This window comes from Paenibacillus sp. JNUCC32 (assembly GCF_014863545.1).
Classification (GTDB): Bacteria; Bacillota; Bacilli; order Paenibacillales; family Paenibacillaceae; genus Paenibacillus_AQ; species Paenibacillus_AQ lautus_A.
Genome location: NZ_CP062260.1, coordinates 4,742,296 through 4,758,120 on the forward strand (window position 1 = coordinate 4,742,296; position 15,825 = coordinate 4,758,120).

Consider the following 15,825-nt stretch of genomic DNA (forward strand, 5'->3'; position numbering starts at 1 on the left):
GATAAAGGCTTCCTGATGAAGGAAGGCCTTTCATCATAACCAAAAACTAAATTTACAGGAGGTTTTTACTATGGCATTTCAATTACCAGCACTTCCTTACGCAAACGACGCGCTCGAGCCCCACATCGACGCACAAACGATGGAGATCCACCATGATCGCCACCATAATACCTACGTAACCAACTTGAACGCTGCTCTTGAGAACGCTCCTGAGCTTCAAGGCAAATCCCTTGAGGATCTGATCGGCAACCTTGATGCTGTACCGGAAAGCATCCGCACAGCGGTTCGCAACAACGGCGGCGGCCATGCTAACCACTCCCTGTTCTGGGAAGTGATCGGACCAAACGGCGGCGGGCAACCAACCGGCGCTTTGGCTGATGCCATCAACAGCGAGCTCGGCGGCTTCGATAAATTCAAGGAAGATTTCGCCAAAGCGGCTACAACTCGTTTCGGCAGCGGCTGGGCTTGGCTCGTTGTTAAAGACGGCAAACTGGCGGTAACCAGCACTCCTAACCAAGACAGCCCGATCATGGAAGGTCAAACTCCTCTCCTCGGCCTGGACGTTTGGGAGCATGCTTACTACCTGAAATATCAAAACAAACGCCCGGACTACATCTCCGCATTCTGGAATGTTGTAAACTGGGAAGAAGTCGGCAAACGTTACGACAACGCGAAGTAATATCGCCTGACTACAACCGATCTCATATCACAAAAAAGGCTGCTCTCCGCCGTAGACCCTGTCTACCGCGAAAGCAGCCTTTTCATTTTCATTGAATTCTCCTACGCATCGTTTGCCGCTGCCGCGGCGCCGGTCTCATAATAACGCGCTTTGGACGGCGAGTAGATGACCGCCAGCAGCATGGCCGAGGGCAGAACCGCTGCGCCTGCACCGATCAGGCATACGGCCTGCAGCGACCAGGCATCGGCGGCAAAACCGAGCAGGAGCGTGAAGAGAATCTGCAGCATCCCTTCCAGCAGTCGGGTCACGCTCGTAAAGCGTCCCATGAGGTCGACGGGCACCTGGTTTTGGAAAAAAGTGGTATACCCCGCATTGGCATACGAAGAGAAGAATCCAAACACGATAAAACCGATCACGGCCGTCATAAGACCCGATGCCGCATAGAAGATCATATAACCGATGCTTGACAGGAGCATCCCTGCACCGATAAACATACGCAGCGACAGCCGTTTAACGGATAAAGACGCAGCCATCGAGCCTGCCAGATACCCTGCTCCCGCAACGCTGACAAGCAATCCGTAATCCTCGTCGCCGAGGAGCAGCACCTGCTTAATGAACGTGGCCTCCTGGGAATCAAGCGCAAAACCGAGCAGCGTGGCGGATTGAAACAGCACGTATACGAGCATAAAATACTTCGCGGCCTTTCCGAAATCGATCACCGCGGCCCAGTCCCGAAGCAGCATTCTCATCGTCATGGCCTCCCGCTTGCTGTCTGCCGCCTCCTCTTCATCCACATCGGGAAGGAAATAGATGACAAGCGCACAGATCAGGAAGGATACCGCATTGATGACGATGCTGACCCGAATATCCGTGTAGGCGATCAACAGGCCGGATAAGGCGGGTCCAAGCAATACCGCGCCGGAAGTCGTAAAGCTGGACCATGCGTTGAACCGCTTTCGTACCTCTGCCGGAATCAGCTTCGTTACGTACGTCATGGACGTAGGCCCAAAGAAAGAGCCCGCCACGTTAATCAGAAACATGATGCCATAGATGCCCCACACCGAGGACATGAAGGGAATCAGGGCGATCAAGGCCCCCCGGATCACATCGGTGATCATCATAAGCCTGCGCTTGTTCGCCCTGTCGATGATGCTGCCCGCCCAGGAGTTGGTCAACAGGGTAGCGAGCGGCCGGATGATGAACAATCCGGCTACTGCCGCGGGAGACCCCGTCATGTGGAGCACGAGCAAATTGATGGCAACCAGATAGATCCAGTTCCCGAGATTGGAGATCCCGATGCCAAAAATGTACAACAACGCATTCTTCCAACTATGCAAAAGCTTCACGACTCCTTACAAACCTCTTCTGCATTACATCCTAATGAAAAAGGCAAAAGCGGCTTCAAGATGAGAAATAGGCATTCAGAATCCGGATGAATACATTGGGAAATGCGTAACGCTCCATATCCTGAACGTGAATCCACCGGAAATTCTCTTCGCCCGTCTCATATGCAGCCGCGCTTTCCGCAGCCTGCAGGACTGCCGGCGGCACATCCTGCCACTTACAGCGGTATACGCCCATATTCCATTGAATATGGCTAAAGGTATGCTCCGCGTCCATCACATGGCCGATCGGCTGGACCGGGACCCCTTCCTCCAGCAAGGCATCGCGCAAGCGGACCATCGCCGTCTCCTCGGGCATTGCAGCCGGTACGCTGCTCCCATCGGCCGATACGATCACATGCGGCAGCTCCCACATCCCGGCCAATAAACCGGCGGCTGGACGCTTGCGGATCAGGATCTTGCCTTCGTGCACGCCGGTGCCCTCTACAATCGCGGTAAGACGGTATTCAGGACGCGGCGGCTTGGCCTTCGTTTTAATAGGAAGCGATTCCTCTTTGCCCTCCAGCCTGGCCGAACAATGCTCCATGACCGGACATACCAGGCATTTGGGCGACTTCGGCGTACAGATCAAGGCCCCCAGCTCCATCAGCGCCTGGGTGAAATCCGAGGCCCGTCCATCCGGAACCAGCGTCAGCACCAGATCCTCCATCTTGGTACGGGTTTTCACTTTCATGATATCTTCCTCGATCAAAAAATAACGGGAAAGCACGCGCATCACGTTGCCGTCCATGGCCGCGGCCGGAATGTTGAACGCGATGCTGCGAATGGCGCCCGAGGTATAGGGCCCTATCCCTTTCAGACCCGACACTTCGTCTTTGCCGCTGGGCATCACGCCATCGTACTGCTCCGTCACTTGTCTAGCGGCAGCCTGAAGGTTGCGTGCGCGGGAATAATAGCCCAGACCCTCCCAGCATTTCAATACATCGTCCTCCGGCGCGTCCGCAAGCGATTGGATCGTCGGAAACCGCTCGATAAACCGATGGAAATACGGGATCACCGTATCTACCCGGGTCTGCTGCAGCATAATTTCAGATACCCATATATAATAAGGATCGCGATGCCTGCGCCATGGCAGATCCCGTTTATTGATTTCATACCAATCCAGCAGCTCTTGGCTGAAGTATCGTTTGTGTTCCGTGTTATGCATCTATTCGTAATCTCCTTCGTCTTCCTTACTTGATCTTCTCCACCACGGCGAAGGCGGAAGCCAGCGTGGCCTGATGGGAAATCGTCAAATGAATCGCATAATGGGCGGGGCCCCCCAAGCCCAGGCGGTCCCAGGCTTCCTTGGACAGACTGGCTTCCGGCCTGCCGAGAGCACCCGGCATTACTTCCATGTCATGGAATCCGATCAGGCGGCCGATTCCGCAGCCAAATGCCTTGGATATCGCCTCCTTGGCAGCAAAACGCCCGGCAATAAACTCCGTCCGTCTTGCCCCCTTCTTAGCGGCAACGGCCTGCTCTTGCTGCGTAAGCACGCGCTGAATGAACTTCTCTCCATGCGGGCCTGTCATCAACGTCTCCATTCGCTTCATGTCCAGCACATCATGCCCGATTCCGTAGATCACAATCGTCTGCTCCCCTTCGTTGATCCAGTCTTCCTGTTCCAAAAAAATAAACACTCCTTCTTATTGTAGCAGTCGATGTCCGCCAACGCGAGACTACGGTGTTACAACAGCATGAATTAAATACATTTGTTGTATTTCAAATTTTATCCATATAAACTGAACAAAACAGCATATAAAACAAAGGAGGAATCATGTTTTGGGTACATTAATTTATCACGTTGCCGTTTCGCTTGACTATTTTATCGCAGATCAGGCCATGATGGAGGGAAGAATCGATCAGACCCTTTTTTTATTCGATGGGGAACATGTTCCGGACTTTCTAGCGGAAATCCAGGACTATGAGGCGGTCCTCATGGGCGGAAAAACGTATGCGTTTGGTTTTAAGATGGGGGCTAAGCCGGGGGAGCCAGGTTACAAAGGTCTTAAGCATTATATATTCTCACGTTCGTTAGAATTCGAATCCAACGATGAGGTTGAATTGATCAAGGAGGACGCCATCCCCTTCATCCGTCATCTCAAAGAACAGGCAGACGGCAAGCTGTGGCTGTGCGGCGGCGGAGAATTGGCAGGAAGCCTGCTCCAGCATAAACTCATCGATCAGCTTGTTTTAAAAATTAATCCAGTGATGGTTGGTGACGGTGTTCCGTTATTCGGCAGTGTCAAACCCAGGTTGAAGTTCGATTTGATCGATATGAAGCAATATGCCAACGGCGTTCTCAAACCGACCTACAACATCATATATACCTAGTCTCTATAAAAAATATAAAGCCTTCCGGGGGATGGGATATCCTCCGAAAGGCTTGTTGCGCTTGGGATATGGTTATGTTAGATGCCTGGAATCGTATTGCGCTTGTGCGCCGTTTTGACGTAATAGCTCTCAAGCTTCTGCTGAACCTCGGGATTGATCGTTTTGCCTTCCAGATAGTCGCTGTTATCATCATAGCTGATTCCGAGCTCTTTCTCGTCCGTCTGTCCTTCCCAAAGTCCGGCAGAAGGCGCTTTGTCCAGAATCGATTGCGGTACCCCCAAATAGGATGCAAGCATGCGAACCTGACGCTTGTTCAGGGAACTCAGCGGCGTAATGTCCACTGCGCCGTCCCCCCACTTGGTATAGAAGCCGGTAATCGCCTCGGATGCATGGTCCGTGCCGACAACGATCAAATTCTGCTCGAATGCCAGCGCATATTGTACCACCATACGCACTCTGGCCTTCACGTTGCCTTTGCCGGGGATACTCATATGTTGATGGACGCCGATATTCTTCAGGCCATGCTCCACTTCCAAAGCAACCTCGTTCACCGCCTCCTCGATATTGGTCTCGACGGTATATTTCAAATCGAAGGCCTTCGCCGTTGCGTAGCTGTCGGAAATATCGGCCTGTTCGCCGTATGGCTGGAACACCCCGAGCGTCTTGTATTCCTTGCCGTTCTCCTCCGTGAGCTCGTCTGTAGCCCGCTTGCACAGGCCGGCGGCCACGGCCGAATCGATCCCGCCGCTAATGGCGATCAGCAGTCCGGAAGTGCCGGAGTTCTTCACGTAGTTTTTCAGGAAATCCACGCGCTTGCGTACCTCTTCCTCCACGTTAATCGTAGGCTTGACACCCAGTTCAGCGATAATTTGTTCTTGCAGGCTCATGATAGATGACTCCTTTCAGTATGTTCTCTCTAACTTAAGTACTTCATTCATACAACAAAAGCCCCGCGGCTTCGGAATATGCCGAATGCTTCGGGGCCTATGTAACTGCCGAATCACTGGCAGTAGCGATTGAATGCGTCGGTCAAATCTGCGGCGATTTCTTCGGCGGAACGGTTCTCCACTTGATGACGCTCAATAAAGTGTACCAATTCCCCGTCCTTCAGCAGCGCAATCGATGGGGAGGACGGAGGATACGGAGCAAAATACTCACGGGCTTTCGCCGTTGCTTCCTTATCCTGTCCGGCGAACACGGTATACAAATGATCCGGCTTCACCTGGTTCTCAAGCGCAATGGCTACACCAGGACGTGCTTGCCCTGCTGCGCATCCGCATACGGAGTTTACAACGACCAGCGTTGTGCCTTTCGCCTCCGGAAGCACTTCTTCCACCTCTTCAGGTGTTGTGAGCTCCTTGATTCCCAAACTGGTCAGTTCATCCCGCATCGGTTGAACCATATCGCGCATATATCGGTCAAAAGACATACCCATAACTGCTTCACTCCTTATATAAACAAGATTGTTCGAATTATAACAGCTCATCGATATCTATATTATACAATCCTAAAGAGTGAAAGCAAGAAAATACAAAACGAGCAGCATCACAAAATGGGATACCGCCCGTCTTCTTGCTTCAATCATCATACTAGGTAGCAGGATAGTTTACCCCGTCCTTTTTCTTGTCAACGATGGGCTCGCCACGGCGATCTTTGTTTTCACGCTCCTGCTGCTCCTGTTGCTTGGAATCGTTCTTACTCATCCGAATCCCTCCTTTACCCTGAGCTCTGCCTTATGATGCGTAATTAACAGACCGTTTATTCGGAAGCGGCAGCGCTCTGGGATTCCGTCAGGCCGTGCGGGTACGAGCGGACAGGAAAAGAAATGATGAACACCGTGCCCTCGCCTAGGTACGATTTTACGTCTATCGTTCCATGATGACGCTGTACAATGCTCATGCACAGGGCGAGTCCAAGCCCCGTCCCCTTGCTCTTCGTGGTAAAGAAAGGTTCAAACAAGCGCTCCAGCTCATTCTCCGGTATGCCGATTCCGGTATCCGCCACATACAACTGGGCGAGGTCCCCTTCCAGCCGGGTTTCGATCGTCAACGTCCCCTTGTCATCCATGGCCTCCATCCCATTGCGGCACAAGTTCAGAATGAGCTGCTTCATTTCCTTGGCATTCAGATACAGTTCGGGAATGCCGGTTCCCAGTTTCAGCTCGATGTTCTGTCCGCGCAAATTGGCGTCCGCCCACAAGAGCGGGCTGAGCTCATGGATAATGTCATGTAGGTGGCACTCTTCTTTCTCGGCTGCCCGGTTCTGGGCCAGGGACAAAAAGTCGCTGATGATGCCATTGGCCCGATCGAGCTCTTCCATGACGATCCGGTAATAATGATCCAGCGTATCCGGACTCTTCTCTTTCATAAGCTGCAGAAATCCGCGCACGACAGCCATCGGGTTGCGAATCTCGTGGGTGATGCTTGCCGCCATTTGGCCGACCAAGCTTAACCGTTCTACATTAATAAATTCCGTGCGGAGCTTCTCAAGCTCCGTAATGTCTTCCATAATGCCTACCGCACCCATGATGTCGCCGTTCCCATTATGTATAAGCGGATAAATGCCGGTAGAATACACTCTAGTAGCGCTGCGCATAATTTCCCCGGTGCTTTCGACACCGTTTATGGCTCTCTGAAATCGGCTGCGCAAATGTTCCTTTTGAATCATGCCCTCCAACAAGTCGAACAACGGCCTGCCGATGACATCCTTGGTGGTCAGATTGGGAAACACGCTTCGAAAGCTGCGGATAAGCGGTTGATTAAAGGCGATGATATTGCCGCTGCGATCCACCGCAACCATCCCTAAAGGAATCATCTCCATCATTTTCGTTAATGAAGCAATCTCTCCGCCCTTCACGTCGTACTGGCCCGAAGCCAGACGCCCAGAGGTTAATTCGATCCAATACACGATCACGCCCGAATAAAAAATGCCGATCAGCATATACAGAATGGTCACCAGAATCGTGTCCGGATTCAGATCGTCATTCCTAGCCTTTCCTTCCATCGCGTGGCAGGCTACAATAATCAGCATAGCCGGAACGAGCGCGCTCCAGAGCCAATAAATCTTTTCGGTCATGGAGCCTTGCTTGAAATTGGAGGATACCCTAGGTAATAGCGAGTATCCCAATACAAGCAAATTCAGAACGAGGCCGGTCGTTGACCAGCCGTTAATCAGCCCATGGCTTGTGGCATAAATTACTGCAAGACATAGCCCTGAACTCCTGCTTCCATATAATATGCCTAAAAATAACGGGATCACGCCAAGATGGATCGGAACGTAATAATCGCTCATTGCAGAAATCAAGACGCACAATACGGTGCTGATTCCGCTGGCAATGACAATATGCTTGCGAAATCGAAGCAGATCATCCGGGTTCTTCTTGTTCAGGCACTTTAGATGTCTGTCGAGGAGAAGCGGCAGATGAAAGATGAGTGTACCAGACAGCAAAACTTGCAGCAAAATATCTTTCCATAGGCTCAGCACAGTGATCCATCACCTCAATTGGACAACGCATCTAATATTTCTGATTAAAGCACAGGCGACATCATATTACAATATCTTGTAAATTCCTGCAGCGGCGACGGAGTCCCACGTCTTATGTCCTATCCATGAGGTTTGGGATAATTCGTGAATATCCTATATAATAAGATCCATCTATTAATTGATATACCCCCAAAGGAGCTATGAGCAAACATGCTTGATTATGATATTATCGTCGTCGGAGGCGGACCTTCCGGATTGATGTCCTGCGTGGCTGCAGGGGAAAGAGGAGCTTCTGTCCTCTTGATCGACAAAGGGGACAAGCTAGGCCGTAAGCTTGGCATCTCGGGCGGCGGAAGATGCAATGTCACGAATGCCAAAGAACAGGATGAATTGATTGCCAACATTCCGGGGAACGGACGCTTTTTGTACAGCGCTTTTCAGCATTGGAACAACAGGGACATCATGACCTTCTTCGAGGGTCTCGGCATTCGGCTGAAGGAGGAAGACAACGGGCGCATGTTCCCTGTTACGGACAAAGCCTCCAGCGTGGTGAATGCCCTGATCGGCAAAGTGAAGGAGCTCGGTACCGATATCCGGACGAATAGCCCGGTGAACCGCGTTCTCTATGAGAACGGCCGGACGGCCGGGGTCGAGCTGAAATCCGGGGAAGTGATCCACTCTTCCTGCGTGATCATTGCCACCGGCGGGCAATCCGTGCCCCAGACCGGTTCGACGGGAGACGGTTATCCATGGGCTGAAGCCGCAGGCCATACGATAACGGAGCTGTATCCGACCGAGGTGCCTATCGTGTCTACCGAGCCTTTTATTGCCTCTAAAGAGCTGCAGGGCTTGTCACTGCGGGAGGTGGAGCTGTCCGTCTGGAATCCGAAAGGAAAAAAAGTGATTGCCCACCGGGGAGATATGCTGTTTACCCATTTCGGGGTGTCCGGACCGATCGCGCTTCGCTGCAGTCAGTTCATCCGCCAGGTGCAGCGGAAATTCGATGTCGTCAACGTGGACATGGCCATCGACATGTTCCCCGAGCGCTCTCAAACGGAGCTTGCGGCCGAGCTCAAAGGACGATTGGAGGATGAGCCGCGAAAGAGCATCAAGAACGTGCTTAAGGGCATGCTGCCGGAGCGGATGATCCCGCTGCTGTTATCCAAATCGTCCATCGATAGCGACATGATCTGCAGCGGCATATCCAAAGCCGCGCAGGAAAACCTGGCCTCCGTTCTTAAAAAGTTTACGTTCCGCGCTTCAGGCACCCGTTCGCTGAAGGAGGCCTTCGTGACGGGCGGCGGCGTCAGCCTCAAGGAAATCCAGCCCAAAAGCATGGAATCGAAGCTGATGCCCGGCCTCTTCTTCTGCGGCGAGATTATGGATATACATGGATACACCGGCGGCTACAACATCACGGCCGCCTTTGCGACCGGATATACGGCAGGCAAGCATGCCGCCGAGTCCGTATCGCACATAGCCGATTAAAAAAGCGCGCCGGAATGCCCTGTAGACGGGAGCATTCCGGCGCGCTTTGATTATTCCTGAGGTTGGCGTTTCTCCTCCTTGTATACCGGCCAAGACATGAGCGATGGCGCGACCATGAGAGCAAGCACGGTCAATGCAAGCACGGCGAGCCATCCCATTACGCCCTGAAAAAGCGTTAATCCTGCCACGAGCGAATAAAGAAATGCGGGAACGGCGAGCAAAGCTCGTACCGCAACAATGCCGGCGGCTCGATGCTGCTGATTCGTAAACGGAAGCACATGCATGAATTCGGCTTTGGCAAACAATGCCCATCTTGTGTTCAGCCAATACGACATCATCAAGACAAGGGCGGCATAAACGATGATTTTGATGATCAGCGGCGGCAGCCAGACGGCCGGGATGCCGACCAGCGTAATCTGAACGTACAATAACAAGCTCTCAGGTTGGCGCAAAATCGCTTTAAGCCCCGCGTCGGCGAGCCTTTTCTCCGCCGTGCCTTTGAACAATCGGCCGGACTTCCGCATAAACCAGGTTTTGCTTCGTATGCTGGGCGGTTTCCCGACGGCTTGAACCAGCAGCTTCTCCGTCAGCTGGACCCGAGTCTTTGCATCTTCGCGCGCATCGGCCAGGAAGGTCCCCTGCATGGCCAGACGCTTTCGGCTGAGAAAAAAAAGCAGCATGAGCAGAAACAAGACGGCCGCCCATATCACAACATAGGAATGAAGCCAAAACGTAACAAGCAGCGTCAGCAGTCCGAATGATAGCCAGCGTACAACATACGTCATCAGATGCTTCCGCCAGCCTTTATAACGGGAACGAATCATGGCCGTCCATAGGTTGGCGCACCAGGCGCAAACGACTGTAACGGCCAGCAATGTCATCAGGGCAGTTCCGGTAATTTCATGTTCCCTGACGAGAATCGGCAGCGCCAGCACCGAAATGAACAAACCCTTGATCGTTGAAACCGCATGACTGTACGCCATGCCTCCGATCATTAACCCCTTCATCCATTCCCGCTGCTGGCGAAGAAACAATGTGTCGGCCTCTTCAAAGAATAACAGCACTCTGCCGGAAAACATGAAGAGCAGGATCGCTACCACCGCTTGCAGCGGCAGGAATTGTACCCATCCTGGAAGCGGGCTCGTCCATAACTCGCGGTATAACCCGCCTCCCAAGAGAAGGCCGGGGACAATAATGTAGAGCATCACGACCCAGTCGACCACGGTCGCCAGATTGTCGCGCTGATTCTTCCAATGAGCGGTCACCCTTCGCCATAAGAGGGAGCCCGGATGTCTGAAGTGATGTGATCGTTCCATATCCATCATCCCCCTCATGTCAGCGCATCGAAGCAGTCAAACAACGATGCGCCGGGAAGTTCAGCGGACTGCCGGATTTGGTCCAGCGTGCCCTCCGAGGCAATCCGTCCTGCGGAAATGAGCACAAATCGATCGCAAATTCTCTCCGCGGTATCCAGCACATGGGTAGACATCAATACACCGGCGCCGCGGCGCCTCTCCTCGAGCAGCAAATTCAGGAAATCGCGCGTTGCCCGGGGATCCAAACCGATAAACGGCTCGTCTACGATATAAACGTCGGGTTTGGAGAGAAAGCCGATCATCAGCATCATCTTCTGCTTCATTCCTTTGGAGAAGCCTCCCGGCAGTTCATGGCGTACCGACTCCATGCCGAACTGCCGAAGCAGCTGGGCGGCCTGCTCCTCGAAATGCTGATCGTCCATTCCAAAAGCAGCGGCTGCCAGATCCAAATGCTCCCACAGCGTCAAGTCCTCGTAAAACACGGGCTGCTCGGGAACGTAAGCATATCGCGGAGGACTGCCCGCAATATAGACGTCGGCCTTGCTATCTTTAAGAAGCCCCAGCACCGTCTTAATGGTCGTGCTCTTCCCCGCTCCGTTCGGTCCGATCAAACCCAGAAGCTCGCCGGGCACCACTTGAAACGATATATCCCGTATGCGCGGGCGGCTTGGTTCGTATCCTGCCTCCTGAATATCCACCTTCAGCACCGGTTCAGGCCCAAGTCCATTCTCTTGAATCTTATGCATCCTAACACCCCATCCGTTGTCTCTATTCCCAGTATTACGCATCAGGGCAAGGATTAGTTGCATTTAGCGAAACATTCTTGCATTATATCGTAGTCGTTTCAGGGACCATATGGACACCTTTCCCTGCTGCAGCGGCAACATCTTTCCTGTCGATTCTGCCTTTGCACAGCAGCAGCGGTTTGAGCCCCGCGGATTCTGCGGTTTGTGCTTGCTTCATGTCCCCCACCCTTTTCTTCCCATTTGAATTTCATTATAGGATCGGCGCGCGGAGGGCGTATCGGGCTGGAGGCATCGTGGCTGCCGGAGCCGGAGGATGAAAAATGTTTCGTCCGCATTGTGACAAATCACATGTTGCATTTGTACATTTCAGCGTAATCTTAGATTTGAAGTAATTCAGGACATGAGTCCATACCAAAGGCGGGAGAATGTATGAAGGTGTCACATGAACGCGATACACAGCTTGCGATGCACCTGTATCGGGTGTTTGCCAAGTCATTCAAGAGCGTCAACGAACATGTCGTGAATGGCAGTAAAATCGAAGGCTTTAATCCAACCTCTTTTGCCGTAATGGAAGTACTGTTCTATAAAGGCCGCCAGCCCATCCAGCAGATCGGGGCACAGCTGCTCCTGCAGAGCGGAAACGTAACTTACGTGGTCGATAAGCTGGTTGAAAAAGGCTACGTGCGCCGCAGACCCTGCCCCGAGGACAGACGAGTGATCTATGCCGAGCTGACTCCGTCCGGAGAGCAATTGATGCAGAAGCTGTACCCGCTGCATGAACAACACATCCAGCATGCCTTGGGAGGATTGGACGAGGAAGAGAAGCGCCAGCTGATCGGGCTGCTGGGCAAAATGGGAAAACATGCGGAACAGGTGCAGATCGTGCGCCAGCAGGGCTGAAAAAACAAAGAGAAGAACCCTTCCTCCTTCTCGGAAACAGGGTTCTTCTTGCTCAATATACCGGTTAGAAACGCTCAGTCTTTAAAGCCTTCCAAGGCAATGGTCGGCTTCCCGTCCGCCTGCCAGGCTCCCTTGTTGTATCCCGCATTGTATCCCGGCGTAGCTTCAGGCTCCCAGTAGAACACGCCCAGCCCGGTACCTCCCGCTAAGCCTCTCACCTTGGTCTTGATGCTCTGGATAAAGCTCTTGGCTGCCGCCGGCTGATTGTAATCCATGCCGATTTCGCTGATCATGATGCTTTTTCCATATCTGGCAGTCATGTCTTTGGCATTGGCTATCGTCTGATCGACCTTCGATGACCAATCGCCCGCTTCCGGGTACAGCGACATGCCGATAATATCGAAGTTCGCGCCGTTGCTGATCAAGCCGCCAATATTCCACTTGAACAATTCATTGTCGTAGCCATTCGATAAATGAACGATCGTCTTGGCCTGGCCGCTGACGGACTTCACCGCGTTATGCCCCGTATTGACGAGCCATGCGTAATTCTTCATGTTCGCTGAGGCCTTGCCGTCCTCCCACAGCATTCCGTTGTTGGTTTCGTTGCCGACCTGTACCCAATCCGGAGTCACGCCTTTGTTCTTCATGGTGTTCATCACAAAGACGGTATGGGAATAGACCGCATCCATCAGCTGCTGAAAAGTAAAATTACGCCAAGCATAGGGCTTGTTCTGCTGTCCCGGATCCGCCCAGGAATCGCTGTAATGCAGCGTAAGCATAATGCTCATGCCCTTATTCTTGGCACGCTGGGCCAGCTCGGCGGCTTTTTCCGCATTCAGATAACCGTTCATGTAATCATTCATGTTGGGATTGACCCAGACACGGATCCTTGCCGAATTGATCTGGTAATCGTTCTTCAGAATGTCCAGAATATCGCGCTGAACCCCTGTCTTGTCTTTCCACTTATACCCTTGAGCTTCCATACCTGGAACCCAGCTGATGTCCGCACCTTTTGCAAAGGCAGGTGCCGCCTCGGCGGCGTCGTTACCCGAAAAGCCGAACGTTAATGCAAGCATTGACATGCAAAGAAACATTCTGAACCAAACTCCTTTCGCGACTCCAGTCATTACGATACCTCCTTGGTTTTTCGTTCACTGCGCAAGTGACACCCTAATTGTAAGCGTTTTCCATATGAATCCACAGGGCATAATGCCAACATTTCCGGTCCTTTTCCAAGCAAAATGAACCCGGCGCAAGGGGGCGAAATGTCGGATCCAGTGCGGAAAGGACGATCACATGGAATAGGCAAATGAGCGGCGCAGTGCATGATGAAGGGACAGGCATCGCACGAAGGCACCTGTCCCTGGAAGAGGCATGTTTTGAAACGAATCGGAACATTGGAAGGCTGAGCCGGCTTACGCTCTCGTCCCTTTTTTGATCACCTTCACTCCGTAAGGCGCCAACTCTATCTCTGCCCCTAGGGCTTCGCACGAGATAAAATCACGGTAATCGGCTCCGTCCAGCGTGACCCGCTTCGCTTCGCCAGAGAAGTTCATCACAAAAATGTAATCCGACTCTCCATCCGTACGAATGGATGAGCTTACGCCCGAAGGCAGCTCCACCGGCAGCGCCCGGCGGACGCCTGTCTGTTCAACGAGCTTCCTGTAAAAATCGGAATGAAAAGGCTCCTTGTTCCGGGAGGCGATATAATAGGCCCGGCCCTTCCCAAGCTGATTGACCGTCAATGCTGGCCGTCCCGCATAGAAATCGGACCGGTAAACGGCCAGCGCCTCCGCCGTCTCCAGATGAATGAGGTCGCACAGCTCAACGGCTTCATAGGCCTCGGCCAAGCTAAGCCCCCCTCCGTCATTCGTTACGATCCCATTGACATCGTGATCATGGAGAGCATCGATTTCCTCCGACCATATGCCGAGCGTCTTACGAAGGGGACCCGGAAATCCGCAAAGGAAGCAAAGGTCAAACTCGTCGACGATTCCCGACCAATACGTCGCAACAAATGTGCCGCCCGCTTCCACAAATTGTTGAATCCGTTCGCCCACGCCTGGGCGCACCATGTACAGCATGGGGGCGACCACCAGTTTATATCCGGAGAAATCCTGCTCCATATCGATGACATCCATCGGGACTCCCTGCTTCCATAAAGCCCGGTAATGCTCTTGCACGGTCTCCTCATACTTGACTCCCTTATTCCGCGGACCTTGCGCATCGTTGATGGCCCAGCGGTTCTCCCAGTCAAAAATGACCGCCGCTTCCGCCGGAATGCCCGTTCCTACAACGGCATCCATCTTGTTGAGATAGTCCCCGACCTCAGCCACGTCGCCGAACACCCGCGTGTGTTCATGACCGACATGATCGACGACGGCGCCGTGCAGCTTCTCGCTCGATCCCCTGCTCTTGCGCCATTGAAAATATTGCACCGTATCCGAACCATGGGCAACGGCTTGCATGGAAGACAGCAAATGCATACCCGGACGCTTCAGCTTGCTCACCGGCTGCCAGTTCGTCAAACTTGGGGTGCTCTCCATCAGCATCCACGGCTGCCCGCCTTTGATCGAGCGGACGATATCGTGCATCATGGCAACGCGGGCTGCCTGCGCGGCCTCATCCCCGCCCTGATCATGCCAGGTCGGATAGCTGTCCCAGGATACCACGTCCAGCAAATCGGCAAACTTCCAGTAATTCAGTCCTTCAAAATATTCCATCAGGTTGGTCGTCACCGGAAGGGATGGATTGACCCTGCGGAGGGGTTCCGTTTCGTGCCGGATGAAATCCGCCGTCTGATCGGTTACGAACCGTCTCCAATCCAGGTTCATTCCATGTACCTGCGTCTCCCCGTGCGGCGACGGAGATTCAACCTGGCTCCAATCCGTAATCGTATGGCTCCAGAATGCGGTCCACCAGGCATGGTTGAGGTCATCCAGCGTGGCGTACTTCGCCTGCAGCCAAGACCGGAATGCGTCCTGACAGTAGTCGCAGTGGCAATCGCCGCCAAACTCATTCGAGATATGCCAGCCGATCACGGCCGGATGGTTGCCGTACCGCTCCGCAAGCTTCCTGTTGATCGTATGGACCTTCTCCCGATAGACCGGCGAAGTATAACAGTGATTATGACGGAAGCCGTGCAGGTTACGAACGCGCCTCTCGCTTACGCGCAGCACCTCGGGATACTTCTCCGACATCCAGGCCGGTCTTGCGCCGCTTGGCGTTGCCAGAAAAGCATAAATTCCATTGGCGGCAAAGCGGTCCAATACGCCGTCAAGCCAATCAAACGTGAATACCCCTTCCTCGGGCTCCAATGAAACCCATGAAAATATGCCGACGGACATCACGTTGCAATTCGCCAGCTTCATCAGCCGGATATCCTCTTCGAGCACTTCGGGATAACGGAGCCATTGCTCCGGATTATAATCGGCGCCATGCAGCATGTGCGGAACCCGCGAGCTAATCGGATTAAACGTTCGTTTCATAGTAAG

General features: G+C 53.0%; 15 protein-coding genes. 4 read left to right on the forward strand and 11 right to left on the reverse strand.

Annotated elements, in window-relative coordinates:
• Positions 1-70: 70 nt before the first annotated feature.
• Positions 71-679, forward strand: a complete 609-nt coding sequence (locus JNUCC32_RS21045) for a superoxide dismutase (RefSeq protein ID WP_009594941.1) — start codon at positions 71-73, stop codon at positions 677-679.
• Positions 680-780: 101 nt separating this feature from the next.
• Here JNUCC32_RS21045 and JNUCC32_RS21050 read toward each other — a convergent pair whose 3' ends face one another.
• From JNUCC32_RS21050 to acpS, 3 genes are all read right to left on the reverse strand, one after another.
• A complete protein-coding gene (locus JNUCC32_RS21050) occupies positions 781-2,016 on the reverse strand; it encodes an MFS transporter (RefSeq protein ID WP_192569739.1) in 1,236 nt (411 codons plus the stop codon).
• A gap of 64 nt (positions 2,017-2,080) precedes the next feature.
• Entirely contained in the window at positions 2,081-3,229 is a 1,149-nt protein-coding gene (gene mutY / locus JNUCC32_RS21055) for an A/G-specific adenine glycosylase (protein WP_192569740.1), read from the reverse strand.
• A 25-nt stretch (positions 3,230-3,254) separates the two neighbouring features.
• Positions 3,255-3,650, reverse strand: coding sequence for a holo-ACP synthase (gene acpS / locus JNUCC32_RS21060; RefSeq protein WP_096777114.1), 396 nt, complete (start codon positions 3,648-3,650; stop codon positions 3,255-3,257).
• Between the two features lie 196 nt (positions 3,651-3,846).
• Between acpS and JNUCC32_RS21065 the strand changes: the two genes are divergently transcribed.
• Positions 3,847-4,398, forward strand: a complete 552-nt coding sequence (locus JNUCC32_RS21065) for a dihydrofolate reductase family protein (protein ID WP_096777016.1) — start codon at positions 3,847-3,849, stop codon at positions 4,396-4,398.
• A gap of 77 nt (positions 4,399-4,475) precedes the next feature.
• On the opposite strand, the gene nadE is transcribed toward JNUCC32_RS21065, so the two are convergent.
• The 3 genes from nadE to JNUCC32_RS21080 all read right to left on the reverse strand — a co-directional run bounded on the left by nadE (position 4,476) and on the right by JNUCC32_RS21080 (position 7,881).
• A complete protein-coding gene (gene nadE / locus JNUCC32_RS21070) occupies positions 4,476-5,285 on the reverse strand; it encodes an NAD(+) synthase (RefSeq protein ID WP_009594931.1) in 810 nt (269 codons plus the stop codon).
• Between the two features lie 113 nt (positions 5,286-5,398).
• On the reverse strand, positions 5,399-5,833 hold the full coding sequence (locus JNUCC32_RS21075) for a BrxA/BrxB family bacilliredoxin (protein WP_009594942.1): 435 nt from the start codon (positions 5,831-5,833) through the stop codon (positions 5,399-5,401).
• Positions 5,834-6,156: 323 nt separating this feature from the next.
• Positions 6,157-7,881: an ATP-binding protein gene (locus JNUCC32_RS21080; protein WP_192569741.1), complete on the reverse strand. Its 1,725-nt coding sequence runs from the start codon at positions 7,879-7,881 to the stop codon at positions 6,157-6,159.
• Positions 7,882-8,091: 210 nt separating this feature from the next.
• Between JNUCC32_RS21080 and JNUCC32_RS21085 the strand changes: the two genes are divergently transcribed.
• Complete coding sequence (locus tag JNUCC32_RS21085) at positions 8,092-9,369, forward strand: BaiN/RdsA family NAD(P)/FAD-dependent oxidoreductase (protein WP_192569742.1); 1,278 nt, start codon at positions 8,092-8,094, stop codon at positions 9,367-9,369.
• Positions 9,370-9,419: 50 nt separating this feature from the next.
• Here JNUCC32_RS21085 and JNUCC32_RS21090 read toward each other — a convergent pair whose 3' ends face one another.
• From JNUCC32_RS21090 to JNUCC32_RS31725, 3 genes are all read right to left on the reverse strand, one after another.
• A complete protein-coding gene (locus tag JNUCC32_RS21090; protein WP_192569743.1) occupies positions 9,420-10,685 on the reverse strand; it encodes an ABC transporter permease in 1,266 nt (421 codons plus the stop codon).
• A 14-nt stretch (positions 10,686-10,699) separates the two neighbouring features.
• Entirely contained in the window at positions 10,700-11,431 is a 732-nt protein-coding gene (locus JNUCC32_RS21095) for an ABC transporter ATP-binding protein (RefSeq protein WP_192569744.1), read from the reverse strand.
• A gap of 82 nt (positions 11,432-11,513) precedes the next feature.
• On the reverse strand, positions 11,514-11,648 hold the full coding sequence (locus JNUCC32_RS31725) for a hypothetical protein (protein ID WP_267132883.1): 135 nt from the start codon (positions 11,646-11,648) through the stop codon (positions 11,514-11,516).
• A gap of 212 nt (positions 11,649-11,860) precedes the next feature.
• On the opposite strand from JNUCC32_RS31725, the gene JNUCC32_RS21100 reads away from it, so the two are divergent.
• Positions 11,861-12,331: a MarR family winged helix-turn-helix transcriptional regulator gene (locus JNUCC32_RS21100; RefSeq protein WP_012819005.1), complete on the forward strand. Its 471-nt coding sequence runs from the start codon at positions 11,861-11,863 to the stop codon at positions 12,329-12,331.
• A gap of 74 nt (positions 12,332-12,405) precedes the next feature.
• Here the strand turns inward: JNUCC32_RS21100 and JNUCC32_RS21105 are convergent, their stop codons facing one another.
• Positions 12,406-13,413 carry a glycoside hydrolase family 53 protein gene (locus JNUCC32_RS21105; protein ID WP_228468796.1) on the reverse strand — a complete coding sequence of 336 codons (1,008 nt, stop codon included), beginning with the start codon at positions 13,411-13,413 and terminating at the stop codon, positions 12,406-12,408.
• 333 nt (positions 13,414-13,746) lie between these two features.
• Positions 13,747-15,819 (reverse strand): beta-galactosidase, encoded by a 2,073-nt coding sequence (locus JNUCC32_RS21110; protein ID WP_323373366.1) that lies wholly within the window; start codon positions 15,817-15,819, stop codon positions 13,747-13,749.
• Between the last annotated feature and the right edge of the window lie 6 nt (positions 15,820-15,825).

What these genes read in the sequence shown, in the direction of transcription:
- JNUCC32_RS21075 (WP_009594942.1), bottom strand. Translation starts at nt 5,833, where the DNA reads ATGGGTATGTCTTTTGACCGATATATGCGCGATATGGTTCAACCGATG.
- JNUCC32_RS21100 (WP_012819005.1), top strand. Translation starts at nt 11,861, where the DNA reads ATGAAGGTGTCACATGAACGCGATACACAGCTTGCGATGCACCTGTAT.
- JNUCC32_RS21105 (WP_228468796.1), bottom strand. Translation starts at nt 13,413, where the DNA reads ATGTCAATGCTTGCATTAACGTTCGGCTTTTCGGGTAACGACGCCGCC.
- JNUCC32_RS21095 (WP_192569744.1), bottom strand. Translation starts at nt 11,431, where the DNA reads ATGCATAAGATTCAAGAGAATGGACTTGGGCCTGAACCGGTGCTGAAG.
- JNUCC32_RS21110 (WP_323373366.1), bottom strand. Translation starts at nt 15,819, where the DNA reads ATGAAACGAACGTTTAATCCGATTAGCTCGCGGGTTCCGCACATGCTG.
- JNUCC32_RS21045 (WP_009594941.1), top strand. Translation starts at nt 71, where the DNA reads ATGGCATTTCAATTACCAGCACTTCCTTACGCAAACGACGCGCTCGAG.
- JNUCC32_RS21090 (WP_192569743.1), bottom strand. Translation starts at nt 10,685, where the DNA reads ATGGAACGATCACATCACTTCAGACATCCGGGCTCCCTCTTATGGCGA.
- JNUCC32_RS31725 (WP_267132883.1), bottom strand. Translation starts at nt 11,648, where the DNA reads ATGAAGCAAGCACAAACCGCAGAATCCGCGGGGCTCAAACCGCTGCTG.
- nadE (WP_009594931.1), bottom strand. Translation starts at nt 5,285, where the DNA reads ATGAGCCTGCAAGAACAAATTATCGCTGAACTGGGTGTCAAGCCTACG.
- JNUCC32_RS21085 (WP_192569742.1), top strand. Translation starts at nt 8,092, where the DNA reads ATGCTTGATTATGATATTATCGTCGTCGGAGGCGGACCTTCCGGATTG.
- mutY (WP_192569740.1), bottom strand. Translation starts at nt 3,229, where the DNA reads ATGCATAACACGGAACACAAACGATACTTCAGCCAAGAGCTGCTGGAT.